Below are 13,806 nucleotides of genomic sequence, written 5' to 3' on the forward strand. Positions count from 1 at the left end.
GAATAACAGATTTAACATGTGTATACATTGGATTATACGACGTTAGATGGAGGTTAGTCTGGTGGCTGATCAAAGAATTCCTCAGGTAACGGCGAAGCGCCTACCGTTATATTATCGCTATATGGAAAAACTACAGGCATCAGGTAAACAACGAGTTTCTTCAAAGGATATAAGTGAAGCACTTCAGATTGACCCAGCAACTATCCGCAGAGATTTCTCCTATTTAGGGGAGCTTGGTAAAAAAGGCTATGGGTATAACGTCAATTATCTATTGAATTTTCTAAAGGACTTTTTAAAGCAAGATGTTATATCAAATGTTGTCTTGGTTGGAGTCGGCAATTTAGGAACAGCTTTACTTAATTATAGTTTGTATAAGAATAATAGTACTAAAATTGTTGCAGGTTTAGATACCGATAAACAGAAAATAGGAACTGTTATCAATGGTGTGCCGATACACCACATTTCTGAACTAGATAAAATTTGCAAAACACATAAGGTTGAGGTTGCGATTGTAACCGTTCCAGCGGCATATGCCCAAAATGTAGTCGATCAGTTAGTAATGGCGGGAATACGTGGGATTCTTAATTTCACACCAGCTAGACTCTACGCACCTAGTGAAGTCCGTGTGCATCATATAGACTTGACAGTAGAGCTGCAATCCCTTATTTACTTGTTAAAACATAATGAAGATAAGGACAGCTTGCTAGAGATAACTGATTAAAAATACATCAAAACAAAAACATCAAAAACAAAAAAACAACAAACGGAGGAATAAAACATGATAGGAAACATTGGTGTACCTGGATTAATTCTAATTTTAGTAATCGCATTAATCGTTTTTGGCCCTAATAAATTGCCTGAGCTTGGCAGAGCAGTAGGACGTACTTTGAAAGAATTTAAGGGAGCTACAAAAGATTTAACTAGTAGCTTAGATGACGAGGACGAGAAGCCAAGACCTAAGAAAAAAGTTGTAAAAGAAGAAGAGACAGTTGTTGAAGCTAAAGAAGATACAAACGAACAAAAGTAAACAGATATAAAACGCATGATGTAGAAAGGTCGTTGCCCCATGTCAGTTCAAGATCAATCTCTTACACTTGTCGAGCATCTTGCAGAGCTTAGAAACCGCCTAATAATAACATTCGCTGTTTTTATAGTCGGTATGGTTATTGGTTTTGTATACGCTAAACCGATTATAGAGTTTATTATTCGTGATATGCAGAACATGCATGTATTCAGGCCTATGGATACATTACGAGTGTATTTACAAATTGCTGTATACTTCGGTATAGTGGTCGCATTACCAATGGCACTTTACCAGGTCTGGGCATTTGTCAAGCCTGCTCTGACACCAGAAGAGCGCAAGAATACAGTATGGTTTATCCCAGCTGCAGTTATGTTGTTCATGGTTGGTTCCGCCTTCGCATTTTTTGGAATTTTCCCATTGATGTGGGGTTTTCTTGAAGGATTTACTGAGAGTATGGAAAAAGTCGAGAGTACAATTGGACTTCAAGAGTATATAGGTTTTATTGTTAACTTAGTGGTTCCATTTGGTCTATTGTTTGAAATGCCAATCGTTGTAATATTCTTGACTAAACTAAGGGTAGTGAATCCGCCTAGACTTAGAAAGCTTAGGAAGATGGCCTATTTAGCTTTAATATTAGTTGCGACCATGATTACGCCAGCTGACTTTATCTCCGCGATTGCGGTATTTATTCCATTGATTGGTCTTTATGAAATCAGCATTTTGTTGTCAGGTGTTGTCTATAAAAAACAATTAGCTAGAGAAGCTGAATTTGAAGCTGAATATGCTGATGATGAAGACGATGAAGATGATGACGAAGATGATGACAATGGTAACGATGAAGATACCAGTAAATCAACGGAAAACGTAGTAGGGAAGCCAGAATACAAGCAAGATAAGCAAGATAATTCAGAAGAAGATAAAAAATAGCACTTAAAAGATATCGAACAGAATTATAATAGAGTTTTATGTATGTGTAAGGAGCCTGATTTAATTGGCTCCTTTTGCTTTTTTTACTTTAAATAAGTTATGGTAGTTTCCAAAAAAACTACTAGTGATAGCGTTGCATTTACTATACTTATGTGCTATTATATCAATTAAGACACAGCTATATGTATAAATAGATATATGGTATATGTATAATTAGATACAAGGCATATGCTCGAACAGACATAGGGAGGGGAATAAACATGTCACGTTTACAATCTGTCGAAGAGTACGTTACACCAGTAGACACTATCAATCCTTTAAGAGTAGAATCGTATACAGAAAAAGATGAAATAGTAGAAGTGCTAAGAAGCTATGCTGTGAAGAATAGAATTGCCTGTGGGAGATTACGTAAAATTGCAAAGGAATTAGGATTGCCTAGTAATAAATTAGGTGCCCTTGCCAAAGAATATAATATTAAAATAGTTGCCTGTGAGCTTGGCTGTTTTTAATGATTTATAGGAATAATCATATATATAATTAAGTAGGTGACATTGTGAGGAAAGTATATTTGGACAATAGCCCACGTTTTGATGCACTGGATCAGTGGCTAAAAGCGTGTGCTTTTTCTATTGAAAAAGAGATTATAAATGTAGAAGATGCATTACATCGAGTGACATCCGAAGCGGTGTATGCACACAATTCAAATCCAAACTTTCAGGCCTCGGCTATGGATGGAATTGCAGTAAAAGCCTATAAGACATACGAAGCATCAGAGACAAACCCAGTCCAACTTGAAAAAGACCAGGACTTTACTCCAGTAGACACAGGAGATCCAATTCCTGATGAATTTGATGCCGTTATCATGATAGAGAAGGTAAACTATACAGATGATGGACATGCAATCATTCATCATTCTGTCGGTCCAGGACAGCATGTACGTGCAATTGGCGAAGATATAGTAAGTAAAGAGCTTATCATTACAGCAAATCATCAAATTCGCCCGATTGATCAAGCGGCTATGTTGGCAGCTGGGGTTTTAGAGGTTAGTGTTTTAAAAAAGCCGAAGGTTGCAATTATTCCAACGGGTGATGAAATTGTAAAGCCGAAAAAAGACCCAGCCCGTGGAGAGTTAATTGAGTTTAATAGTACGATATTTAAAGGCTATCTTACAGAGTGGGGTGCCGAAGTAACGGTCTTTGATATCGTCAAAGACGAACTACAGATAATAGAACAAGCTCTTGCACACGCAGCTAATGAGCATGACTTAGTAATCATAAATGCTGGTTCGTCAGCGGGTACAGAAGACTACACTGTGCACGCCATTAAGAATATTGGCGAAGTTATCCTGCATGGAATTGCTACGAGACCTGGTAAACCGACAATCCTTGGTAAAATTGCTGATAAGCCCGTGCTTGGATTACCAGGATACCCAGTATCAGCATGGTTATCTTTAGACTGGTTTGCAAAACCGATGGTTTACCATCTGCGCAAGCTTGTGCCGCCAGAGCGACCAATCTTAACAGGAATTTTATCGAAACGCGTAAATTCGGTATTTGGTTCAGAGGAATTTGTGCGAGTAAAAGTAGGATATGTTAACAGTAAATTGATAGTGACACCAATCGGAAGTGGTGCAGGTGTTGTAATGTCACTAGTATTAGCTGATGGCTTGATAACGATTCCACCTGAGCTTGAAGGATACGATGCAGGTACAAAGATAGACGTAGAGCTATTAACGTCCCCTGAGCTTATTAAAAACACTATGGTTGGTATAGGAAGCCACGATTTATCAATTGATATCTTAGTTGATGAAGCGAAGCAACGCTACCCTAAAACCCGTGTCTCTTCAGCCCATGTAGGCAGTATGGCAGGCTTAATGGCGATAGAGCGCGGCGAATGTCACTTTGCTGGTGTACACTTATTAGATGCAGAAACTGGCGAATACAATCGCTCTTATGTTGACAAATTTGTAAAAACTACTCCAGTGAAGCTTGTACATTTTGTCTATCGCCAGCAAGGGTTTATTGTAGCCAAAGGTAATCCTAAGGGTATTGAGAAAATAGAGGATTTAATTCGCGATGATATTGTATATGTAAACCGCCAAAAAGGTGCGGGTACGCGGATGTTACTGGACTATATGTTAAGAAAACACCGAATATCAGCAAGTCAAATAGCTGGATACACACGGGAGATGTTCACCCATAGCTCAGTAGCAGCCTCGGTAGCTTACGGAGCAGCCGATTGTGCAATGGGAATACGTTCAGCGGCAGAGGCTATGGACTGTGATTTCATACCACTATACGAAGAACAATACGATTTCGTCATGACAGAAAGCTTCCTAGATAGTGAGCAAGGTCAAATGTTTATGGAGTTAATTAAAGATCCAACAGTACAAAAGCGTATAGAAAGCTTAGGCGGATACTCTTGTCGAGATACTGGTAAGCTGAAATAGAGAACTACATTTTTACACCTGGAGCAATCTAGGTGTTTTTTGGCGCATTAGAATTTAATGTGCTTCCTAAGCTGTGCATGTTTACATCAACTACATTTTGGCAATCATTAGATAAAGAAAACTTAGTTCAGTAGAAGCGTTCTTACATGTTTACTAGTGTAGAATGTTTAAAATCGCAAAAAAAGCACATATAAAGAGAATTTTCAAGATAATCAGACATATGTTTAAAAATCGAGAAAAAATAATTTGATAAAATACATTTTTTTAGTTGCATTTTTTTGGGCAAATGACTATTATAATAATCGTTAGCACTCACTAATTAAGAGTGCTAACAACTAAATATAATAAAATTTAAAAATATCTAATATTTCAAGGAGGTTTTTTTCATGTTAAGACCTTTAGGTGATCGAGTTATCATTAAGGTTGTTGAGCTCGAAGAAAAAACAGCAAGTGGTATTGTATTACCAGATTCAGCAAAGGAAAAACCACAACAAGGTGAAGTTGTAGCTGTTGGAAACGGACGCATCGAAGATGGTAAGCGTGTTGAGTTAGATGTGAAAGTAGGAGATCAAGTTATCTACTCAAAATATGCTGGAACAGAAGTAAAGCATGACAATCAAGAATACCTAATCTTACGTGAAAGCGACATTTTAGCAATCGTTGAGTAAGCTTAGCTTTAAGTATTAAAAGTAATAAAAACACATATAATCGTAGTTCATACTTAGGTAGATTGAATTTTTTAGACAATTGATAAAGTGAATTTTTTTGAGACTTTTAATGATTAATATTATTTTAGGAGGTTTTTATTGATGGCTAAGGACATTAAGTACAGAGAAGATGCGCGTCGTGCTATGCTTCGTGGTGTAGACGCTTTAGCAAATGCAGTAAAAGTAACTTTAGGGCCAAAAGGTCGTAACGTAGTATTAGAGAAGAAGTTTGGTTCGCCACTAATCACTAACGATGGTGTAACAATCGCTAAAGAAATTGAGTTAGAAGACGCATTCGAAAACATGGGTGCACAACTAGTTAAAGAAGTTGCTACTAAAACAAACGATGTTGCTGGTGACGGTACTACTACGGCAACAGTATTAGCGCAAGCTTTAATCCGTGAAGGATTAAAGAATGTTGCTGCAGGAGCAAACCCAATGGTAATCAAGAAGGGTATCGAGAAAGCTACTAAAGCTGCAGTAGAAGAAATTCAAGCAATTTCTAAGAATGTAGAAAGCAAAGAATCAATTGCTCAGGTTGCCGCAATCTCAGCTGCTGACGAAGAAATCGGTCAAATCATTGCAGAAGCTATGGATAAAGTAGGAAACGACGGTGTTATCACTGTAGAAGAATCTAAAGGTTTCGCTACTGAGTTAGAAGTAGTAGAAGGTATGCAATTCGACCGTGGATACATTTCTCCATACATGGTAACAGATACAGATAAGATGGAAGCGGTTCTTGACAACCCATACATCTTAATTACAGATAAGAAAATCAACAACATTCAAGAAGTACTTCCAGTACTAGAGAAGGTTGTTCAACAAGGTAAGCCACTAGTAATTATCGCTGAAGACGTTGAAGGTGAGGCTTTAGCTACTCTAGTAGTTAACAAATTACGTGGAACATTCAACTGCGTAGCAGTAAAAGCTCCAGGATTTGGTGACCGTCGTAAAGCTATGTTACAAGACATCGCTGTCTTAACAGGTGGAGAAGTAATTACTGAAGAAGTAGGTTTAGATCTTAAGACTGCAGATGTTACACAGCTTGGTACAGCTCGTCAAATTCGCATTACTAAGGAAAACACAATCGTAGTTGATGGTGCAGGCAATGCTGACGAAATCGGTGCCCGTGTAAAACAAATTCGCATGCAAATCGAAGAGACTACATCTGAGTTTGATAAAGAAAAATTACAAGAGCGCTTAGCGAAATTAGCTGGTGGAGTGGCTGTAATTAAAGTAGGAGCTGCTACAGAGACTGAGCTTAAAGAGAAGAAGTTACGTATTGAAGATGCTCTTAACTCAACTCGTGCTGCAGTTGAAGAAGGTATCGTAGCTGGTGGTGGTACTGCATTAGTTAACGCTATCAAAGCAGTAGAAAAACTTGAGTTAAACCCAGAAGAGCAAGTAGGTGTACGCATTGTACTTCGCGCATTAGAGGAGCCAATCCGTCAAATCGCTAGTAACGCTGGATTAGAAGGATCAGTAATCGTAGAGCGCATTAAGAACGAGAAAGTTGGCGTAGGACTTAACATAGCAACTGGCGAGTGGGTTGACATGGTAGAAGCAGGTATCGTAGACCCAGCGAAGGTTACTCGTTCAGCATTACAAAACGCTTCATCAGTAGCGGCACTTCTATTAACAACAGAAGTTGTTATCGCTGATAAGCCTGAAGAGAACAAAGGCGGCGGAATGCCAGGTATGGACGCAATGGGCGGCATGGGTGGCATGGGTGGAATGGGCGGCATGATGTAATCTAGGCTCACTAAGCCTAATGCATCAGGCATCTATCCTAATGAAAGCCTATAATTAACAAGATAATAACAATATATAAAACGCAAGAAGCTTCTTATAGGTTCAACAGAACTTGTAAGAAGCTTCTTTTTTAGGATTTACGCTACTTTTCGATTATTAACCAACCAATATGTAAATAAAATCATAGCTACAAAAGTAAGTGTAGTAAGTGACATAGACATAATTTTGTATACTGAAACATCTGATGTACCAATTGGATCATCGGGATGCATGATGCGTCCGACACTAGGGCGAATAAAGAATATGACTACTGCAATTAAAATGTTAGCGACACTAGCCACCTTTAGACCCTTATCCCATATAATTAATTCTTTACCTACAACTAACGCTAAAACAATAAGTACAAAAACTGTTAGAGGTTCGGTTAGTATAATCTGCCCCCAAGCAAGCTGCATTGCGTATATCGATATAGCAACTGACACAGCCCATACTACGATTGTCACCCTTCCTAGCAGTAGAGACCAATAACCAAATACCTCAGCATCTTTTTTCATTGATCGCAATGTTAAATAAACAAGTCCAAGAAAAGCTGATAAGTAAAATGAATATATGCCAGCATAGCTTAAGGATACATGGAAGAATACGTATTTAATAACATGTCCAAGTGTTTTTTCTGCTGGTGTAAACCAAAGGATTAAGCCTGCAATTACCGCATAAATAGTAATTATTAATGTACCTCGATTTAACAATGAATTCATAAATTGTTTCCTTTCGACTAAATAAATGATGATTTTATATTATACGTTTTCATAATATCAGAAAAGGCATCATTATTCACTTGTCAGATGAAAATTATTTAGTTTGAGGAATCACACCACGACAAGTAAAGATGACTTGAATTCTCATATATAGATAAATTAACAACGCATGCCTCCCTATGGTGGTGTGTAGATTTATTAATGGTTTTAGGCGGCGTAAAAACAAAAGATCACATTCACACCTAGAGCATGATTTTTTGTAACAAATGTCATGCTCTCTACATATTGCGTCGACTACGTTTATAGGTCGCCCTGGCCCACTACATCCTGGTCCGCACCATCTATAACCAGGAAACACACAAAATTTAAATGAAGGCAAATTGGTTCTTTTTCCACGCATTTTCTTCTCCTCCAAACATATCAACCATATTTACTAGTATATGAAAACTTCATGGATAGGTACGGGCATATGTAATAGCGAGAAACAAAAACACAACTATGTACTTTTTCATTCGTAAAGAAAACTTTAACGTTATATAAAGTTTATTTTAGATAGACTTAAGATAGGTTTTAGATGCGTATTTTAAAATAGGATTAAGTGGTGCTTAATAGTATTCAATATTATCTAAAGAAAACTTAAGTTGTCTTTTAGAGGGGGATTTTGAAAATGAAAAAGATGCTTATTGTTTTAATGATTGTTTCACTAACATTATTAAGTTTAATCGGTTGCTCATCAAGTAAATATGCCAATTCACAAACTGAGGAAGAGATGAGAGAACAAATACGTGCTGAGTTGGAAGCACAACAGCAAAGCCCATCAAACACAACCATGAATCAAGATACTGAGTATATGGATAAAGTATTTCAATTTATTACAAGTGAGTACCCAGAATATACAAGAGAAGACTTTGACAAATGGGATTATTTTTCACTTGATATAACCTGTGATGGCACTGATGAAATCATTTTATCGACTACTTATTGGGATGGGAAGCTTGAGCGTGCCATTGTAATAATGGATGACCAAGGTCAGTTATCAGAAATACCTTCCTATATTCCTTTAGCAAAGTATGAGAATAACTTTGAAATGAAAGATGGATTTTTGGTTCATAAAACTAAATCAGGTGGACCTGGGGCTCATTATTATCATATGAATCTTTATATACATCACGATAGTTACAGTTATCTACTAAACACACTCGATTCCTCAATATTGATTGAAGAAACGGTTTCAGCTCCAATGGAAGATTATCAAACTAAGGGCGAAATAAAAGGTACATTAAAAGACTTTGTCATTGAATATACAAAAACAGACAATCAAACAGATGTTGAGGAAATCATAGCGAAAGATAGTTACAGATTTGACACAGGAGTATTATTTTTCTGGAAGAAACCAATAAGTATTTCTAATACAGCTAAAAATTTTGAACAAGTGTTCAATGGTAACAATTTATATGAGACAATTGAATACTTTTATAACAACCTATATCAATTTGATGATAATTCAAGGGAAGATTTCAGTATCAAACTAATGAATGCTATCGATCAAGATTTGCTGAAGATATTACCAATGGGTGACTTACCATATATTTCCGACGATGCGTATAATATTGCAACTAACGAGCTTGATCTTTCTATGATTGGTGAGTATGCAAAGGACAGCCTTGAATATATTAACAACAGCAGAGTGTATCAGTTAGCAAAATTATTTTATGCAGATGATGGTGAAGTTGTTGAAGGAGGCATTGGTCTTACTTTTGATTATTGGACGTTTCAAATGCTAAAACCAGCACTGAATTATGCTTATCCAGATCGACACTCACCATTTGAGTATAATGATCTGCACCCAATCATTGCTCCGCATTTCATATTCTATTCAGTAGAGCAAGTGGAGAACACGCATATTGGTTATCTGAATATCCTAGTGTATAGTTATGATGATGTAAAGAAGCTCGAAGGAGCAAACACATGGAAGGATATTCTGTTGCTGCCAGTAGAAGTTGTCGGATATTAGTAAGGCAAAAATGCTTTTAAAATATATTCTACAAGAAAATAGAGGGGGATTTAAAAAATGAAAAGAATACTAATTGCTTTGATGATTGTTTCACTAACATTTGTAAGTTTAATTGGTTGCTCATCAAGTGAGGACGCCAGCCAGAAATCAGAAGAAGACCTAAGGGCCGAAGTTCAAGCTGAGTTGGATGCTGAAAGAGCAGCGGAAGCAGAAGCGCGTGCAGAACTGGAAGCACAGATAAGAGCAGAGCTTGAAGCTGAACAAAAAAAGGAAGAACCAGCGTCCCAGCAACCAGCACAGCAACCAGCTCAGGCAACACAACCAACACAGCCAGCACAACAGAATCAACCAGAGCCAGCACAACCAAAACCAGTTGTCCCGAACCTAACTGGCTTTACTAATGAAACTATTAAAGGTAAAACGATTAATCATAGTAACCATACTGCTGTGATTATCCCTAACTATCTATATTATGGGGCAAATGCCAATGCCCTAAGTAGAAGACCTTTTAAAACTGGAGTAGCTGAAGGTTGGGAACCGCCAGTGGTGCCAGTTGCATTTTTTGGTAAAGCAGAGAATGTACAGGTAACCCACAACACTATAGACTTGATTCCACCTTATGAAGAAGAGCCTTATCTAATATGGGATATTGGGACACTAGAAAATACCATCCTAGATGTACAGTTCCTTGTAGCATCTGAAAGAGATAGTTATGTAATAACGGGAAAAGTCAAAACTAGCACAGGGGCTTATTCAGATTTTAAATTTAGAATTGGTCATATAGCTGTGGAAGATGGTTTTATATTCCATGTAGAAGATGATGTTATCCTATTTAATTAAAAATACCAGACTAATGATAGATTTAACTAGATGAAAAGAGGGGATTGCATTGAAAAAAATACTAATTGCTTTAATGATTGTTTCACTAGCATTAGTAAGTCTAGTTGGTTGCTCATCGAGTGAAGACGCTAGCCAAAAAACAGAAGAAGAATTGAGGGCTGAAGTTCAAGCCGAGTTGGAAGCTGAAAGGGCAGCGGAAGCAGAAGCGCGTGCAGAACTAGAAGCACAGATAAGAGCAGAGCTTGATGCTGAACAGAAAAAGGAAGAACCAGCACCTCAGCAACCAGCTCAATCAGCCCATACTCCATCAACTGTGTATCAACTTAAGCAATTATCTAAAGGTGATCGAGTCGGTCCATTTATCGTTGAAAGTAGTAATGTGACAAATGACGAATATGGTGTGGTATTCAGTGGGGTTGTCACTCTATCTGCTAAAATAATAGAAGACGAAATGTCTGGTGGTGTAGCTTTTAGTCGTACTGACTCAGAAAACACAATTATGATTGACTTTGGAAATGGTGTAACCAAGGATGTTTTGGGTGGCGGGGGTTTTGCTGATGGTCATCATCCAGGTTTAAGTGAGTCTACCAAGTTTACTATTGAAGGTTTCATGATAGGTGGCAATTACTATTATGGTGAGACAAATGTTATTTATAAAGGCCCGACGGCAAGCTCTAGTAATAATCAAGGGAGCACAGGCTCGAATCAAGGCAAGCTATCAGGATACACTGCTGAGACAATCAATGGTACACATATAAACTTTAGCGACTACTATGCAGTGATCGTACCAAGGTATGAAGGTGGGGTAAACAGCTTAGAGTTAGTTACTGTATACACAGGAAGCGTTACACAAGGTACTTGGGAATATCCAGCGAATTTCGGATTATTCGGGACATTAGAAGATGTTAAAGTGATTTATTATGAAGGTTATGGCTCAAGCGGCCATACATTCGAGCTAGGGAACTATAACGATGTAAATCTTAATGTTCACCTATTTTGGAATGATTCTCCTAACGACATGTCTTTTATGAGAATAACGGGCAAAGTCCCTACTGGCGGAGGTAATTACAAAAATGTCGATTTTACCCTTGATCAGATGAGGGATGCTGATGCTTACGATCTGATACTAGTTAGGTAAATAAGGGGGAATTAAAAGGATGAAAAAAATACTTATTGCGCTAATGATTGTTTCGCTAGCATTGATAAGTCTTGTTGGTTGTTCATCAAGTAAAGATGCCAGCCAAAAAACCGAAGAAGAATTAAGGGACCAGATAAGAGCAGAGCTTGAAGCAGAAGCGGCATCCCAGCAGTCAACTGAGTCCAGTCAACCAGAGAGGATCGAACTTCTTCCAATATACGAAATGGGTGAAAAGTACCCAATCAACTTTGACGCTAATGCACAGGAGCCAGACATTTTCTCGCTAGAAATATCTGACTATAAAATTTATTTAGTAGTAAATAGTGGTCAGGGGATTAAGGTCGAGTATTCTGATCTTATTGCAAGTCAATATAGAATAATAGAGTATGCTGATAAAAAGGGGTATGTATTTGTTTTTGCTTCAGCAAATCCGCCTTTTGGACCTGATTTATATGGTTTTTACCTGTATGTACATGGTCAAGGAGTAGAGAAGTTAGGTTATGTTCCAATTGGTAATTATAAATTTGAAGATATTAAAGAAATAAGTAATCGTGGCGTTAAGGTGGGTAATACATTATATGAAATAAAACAGCATAGTGAAATAAGACCAATTCCAGCTGATAAGATCCCGCTCGAACCAATTATTTACGAAATAGGTGAAATGTATAATATCAATTTTACCGACTGGGCACATGAACCTGACATTTTCTCAATAGAAGTAATAGATTATGAATTTTATTTAGTGGTAAATCATAGTAGTCAAGGTATCAAATTCGAGTATTTGGATTCTGTACTTACTGCAAATCTATATAGAGTAATAGAACATGCAGATAAAGAAGATTATGATTATGTATTTGTATTTATTTCAGCGAATCCGCCTTTTGGACCTGATTCTTTTGATTTTTACTTGTATGTAAATGGTCAAGGAGTAGAGTATTTAGGTTCTGTTCCAATTGGCAGTTATAATTTTGAAGATATTAAAGAAGTAAGTAATCGTGGCGTTAAGATGGGTAACACAATATATGAGCTTAAACATTCTAGAGAATTCAGTCAATAGAAACTGGCGTTTTAGGAGGAAATTATACTGAGAGGGGTTCGTGTAAATGAAAAGATTTCTATTTATCAGTCTGATAGTCTTAACAATAGTAGCTCTAATAGGATGCTCTAAACAGGCCTCTAATGAGTTATCTGAAGAAGAAATGCGAGAGCAGATAAGAGCAGAGCTTGAAGCGGAGCAACAGGGAGAGCAACAAACCGAACAAACTGAGCAAGAGTCGCAAGGTTCTCAGTCCAACCAACAAGCACCAACACAGCAACAGCAGCGAACACAGCAACAGCCAGCACAACAGCAACCAACACAACCAGCAGCAAAACCACAGCAATCAGGCAACCCGTTAATCGACTCCTATAACGAGCAGGGGAAAACGGTATTCTATAGGTTCAGGACAAATGAGACGGTTCTATTTGACCTTAATGACGATGGTAATAAAGAAGCAATCATCTATCGCACAGGAACTACGGAGTCCCCAGGTGAGTTAGTAGTTTCTGGATTTGAACCGATTGAAATATGGGATATGCCTTTTGGTGAAACGGAGTATTTCGTTATTATAAGATATAAGGATGAGTACAATTTAGAAATGAATATGATAGGAATCATTGACTACGGTCCAAGTATGGACTATACAACAACTTTCTATTCAATCATCGCACCTATGGGGGAAGATTGGTTTGGATATGTAGGTGATGTAGGAGGGAAGTTGGTTCCACCGACAGAATATAATGATTCCAACCAAGGTGGTATCGATACAGACTGGAATTACAAGGCAGTACTAAGATATGGTGAAGGTATAGAAGCGCCAGTAAGGTTGTCTGTAACACCAGGATCATGGTATGGCAGAAATATATTCACCTATTACACTACTTATAAGACCTTAATAGATAATATAGATAAGTATAATAGAGACTATAGAACTGATCTTGACCTAAAGGTTGAACGATCAATAAAGCTCTACGATGAGAAGAGCTTATCTTCATCAACTACTGTTCTTGAAGCGGGACAAATCGTTCAAATGGCTATGACAGATAACGCTGAGTGGATCTATATGATAGCAAGAGATGGAACAAAAGGCTGGGCTAGAGTAAGTGACGTAACAGAAAGCAACTTCTCTGGTTTCTTGATTTTTGGTTAGAAGCAATC

At 37.6% G+C, this 13,806-nt stretch carries 14 protein-coding genes; 12 read left to right on the forward strand and 2 right to left on the reverse strand.

Annotation, left to right across the window (positions count from 1 at the left end):
• The first annotated feature begins 61 nt into the window (after positions 1–61).
• From BHF68_RS07420 to groL, 7 genes are all read left to right on the forward strand, one after another.
• Positions 62–721, forward strand: coding sequence for a redox-sensing transcriptional repressor Rex (locus BHF68_RS07420; protein WP_301553611.1), 660 nt, complete (start codon positions 62–64; stop codon positions 719–721).
• Between the two features lie 57 nt (positions 722–778).
• A complete protein-coding gene (tatA, locus tag BHF68_RS07425) occupies positions 779–1,027 on the forward strand; it encodes a twin-arginine translocase TatA/TatE family subunit (protein ID WP_069643022.1) in 249 nt (82 codons plus the stop codon).
• A gap of 39 nt (positions 1,028–1,066) precedes the next feature.
• Entirely contained in the window at positions 1,067–1,951 is an 885-nt protein-coding gene (tatC, locus tag BHF68_RS07430; protein WP_069643023.1) for a twin-arginine translocase subunit TatC, read from the forward strand.
• A 260-nt stretch (positions 1,952–2,211) separates the two neighbouring features.
• Entirely contained in the window at positions 2,212–2,460 is a 249-nt protein-coding gene (locus tag BHF68_RS07435) for a hypothetical protein (protein WP_084019279.1), read from the forward strand.
• Between the two features lie 44 nt (positions 2,461–2,504).
• Positions 2,505–4,400 (forward strand): molybdopterin biosynthesis protein, encoded by a 1,896-nt coding sequence (locus BHF68_RS07440; protein WP_069643024.1) that lies wholly within the window; start codon positions 2,505–2,507, stop codon positions 4,398–4,400.
• Between the two features lie 386 nt (positions 4,401–4,786).
• A complete protein-coding gene (gene groES, locus BHF68_RS07445; protein ID WP_069643025.1) occupies positions 4,787–5,068 on the forward strand; it encodes a co-chaperone GroES in 282 nt (93 codons plus the stop codon).
• A 141-nt stretch (positions 5,069–5,209) separates the two neighbouring features.
• Positions 5,210–6,859, forward strand: coding sequence for a chaperonin GroEL (gene groL / locus BHF68_RS07450; RefSeq protein WP_069643026.1), 1,650 nt, complete (start codon positions 5,210–5,212; stop codon positions 6,857–6,859).
• Positions 6,860–6,996: 137 nt separating this feature from the next.
• On the opposite strand, the gene BHF68_RS07455 is transcribed toward groL, so the two are convergent.
• Together BHF68_RS07455 and BHF68_RS15825 are read right to left on the reverse strand one after the other, a co-directional pair.
• A complete protein-coding gene (locus BHF68_RS07455) occupies positions 6,997–7,617 on the reverse strand; it encodes a hypothetical protein (RefSeq protein ID WP_069643027.1) in 621 nt (206 codons plus the stop codon).
• A gap of 94 nt (positions 7,618–7,711) precedes the next feature.
• Complete coding sequence (locus BHF68_RS15825) at positions 7,712–8,017, reverse strand: phospholipase (RefSeq protein ID WP_084019280.1); 306 nt, start codon at positions 8,015–8,017, stop codon at positions 7,712–7,714.
• A gap of 267 nt (positions 8,018–8,284) precedes the next feature.
• Between BHF68_RS15825 and BHF68_RS07460 the strand changes: the two genes are divergently transcribed.
• The 5 genes from BHF68_RS07460 to BHF68_RS07480 are packed head-to-tail and all read left to right on the forward strand — an operon-like array spanning position 8,285 to position 13,798.
• On the forward strand, positions 8,285–9,631 hold the full coding sequence (locus tag BHF68_RS07460; protein WP_069643028.1) for a hypothetical protein: 1,347 nt from the start codon (positions 8,285–8,287) through the stop codon (positions 9,629–9,631).
• Between the two features lie 57 nt (positions 9,632–9,688).
• Positions 9,689–10,471, forward strand: coding sequence for a hypothetical protein (locus BHF68_RS07465; protein WP_069643029.1), 783 nt, complete (start codon positions 9,689–9,691; stop codon positions 10,469–10,471).
• A 49-nt stretch (positions 10,472–10,520) separates the two neighbouring features.
• Entirely contained in the window at positions 10,521–11,609 is a 1,089-nt protein-coding gene (locus BHF68_RS15235) for a hypothetical protein (protein ID WP_069643030.1), read from the forward strand.
• Positions 11,610–11,628: 19 nt separating this feature from the next.
• Positions 11,629–12,666, forward strand: a complete 1,038-nt coding sequence (locus tag BHF68_RS07475) for a DUF4148 domain-containing protein (protein ID WP_069643031.1) — start codon at positions 11,629–11,631, stop codon at positions 12,664–12,666.
• 46 nt (positions 12,667–12,712) lie between these two features.
• On the forward strand, positions 12,713–13,798 hold the full coding sequence (locus BHF68_RS07480; RefSeq protein ID WP_069643032.1) for a hypothetical protein: 1,086 nt from the start codon (positions 12,713–12,715) through the stop codon (positions 13,796–13,798).
• Positions 13,799–13,806 lie beyond the last annotated feature (8 nt).

The organism is Desulfuribacillus alkaliarsenatis (assembly GCF_001730225.1).
In the GTDB taxonomy this organism is placed as follows: Bacteria; Bacillota; Bacilli; order Desulfuribacillales; family Desulfuribacillaceae; genus Desulfuribacillus; species Desulfuribacillus alkaliarsenatis.

Excerpts from the sequence above, each read along its gene's own strand:
- BHF68_RS07465 (WP_069643029.1), top strand. The coding sequence starts at position 9,689 with ATGAAAAGAATACTAATTGCTTTGATGATTGTTTCACTAACATTTGTA.
- groL (WP_069643026.1), top strand. The coding sequence starts at position 5,210 with ATGGCTAAGGACATTAAGTACAGAGAAGATGCGCGTCGTGCTATGCTT.
- tatC (WP_069643023.1), top strand. The coding sequence starts at position 1,067 with ATGTCAGTTCAAGATCAATCTCTTACACTTGTCGAGCATCTTGCAGAG.
- groES (WP_069643025.1), top strand. The coding sequence starts at position 4,787 with ATGTTAAGACCTTTAGGTGATCGAGTTATCATTAAGGTTGTTGAGCTC.
- BHF68_RS07455 (WP_069643027.1), bottom strand. The coding sequence starts at position 7,617 with ATGAATTCATTGTTAAATCGAGGTACATTAATAATTACTATTTATGCG.
- BHF68_RS07435 (WP_084019279.1), top strand. The coding sequence starts at position 2,212 with ATGTCACGTTTACAATCTGTCGAAGAGTACGTTACACCAGTAGACACT.
- BHF68_RS07480 (WP_069643032.1), top strand. The coding sequence starts at position 12,713 with ATGAAAAGATTTCTATTTATCAGTCTGATAGTCTTAACAATAGTAGCT.
- tatA (WP_069643022.1), top strand. The coding sequence starts at position 779 with ATGATAGGAAACATTGGTGTACCTGGATTAATTCTAATTTTAGTAATC.
- BHF68_RS07475 (WP_069643031.1), top strand. The coding sequence starts at position 11,629 with ATGAAAAAAATACTTATTGCGCTAATGATTGTTTCGCTAGCATTGATA.
- BHF68_RS15825 (WP_084019280.1), bottom strand. The coding sequence starts at position 8,017 with ATGCGTGGAAAAAGAACCAATTTGCCTTCATTTAAATTTTGTGTGTTT.
- BHF68_RS07460 (WP_069643028.1), top strand. The coding sequence starts at position 8,285 with ATGAAAAAGATGCTTATTGTTTTAATGATTGTTTCACTAACATTATTA.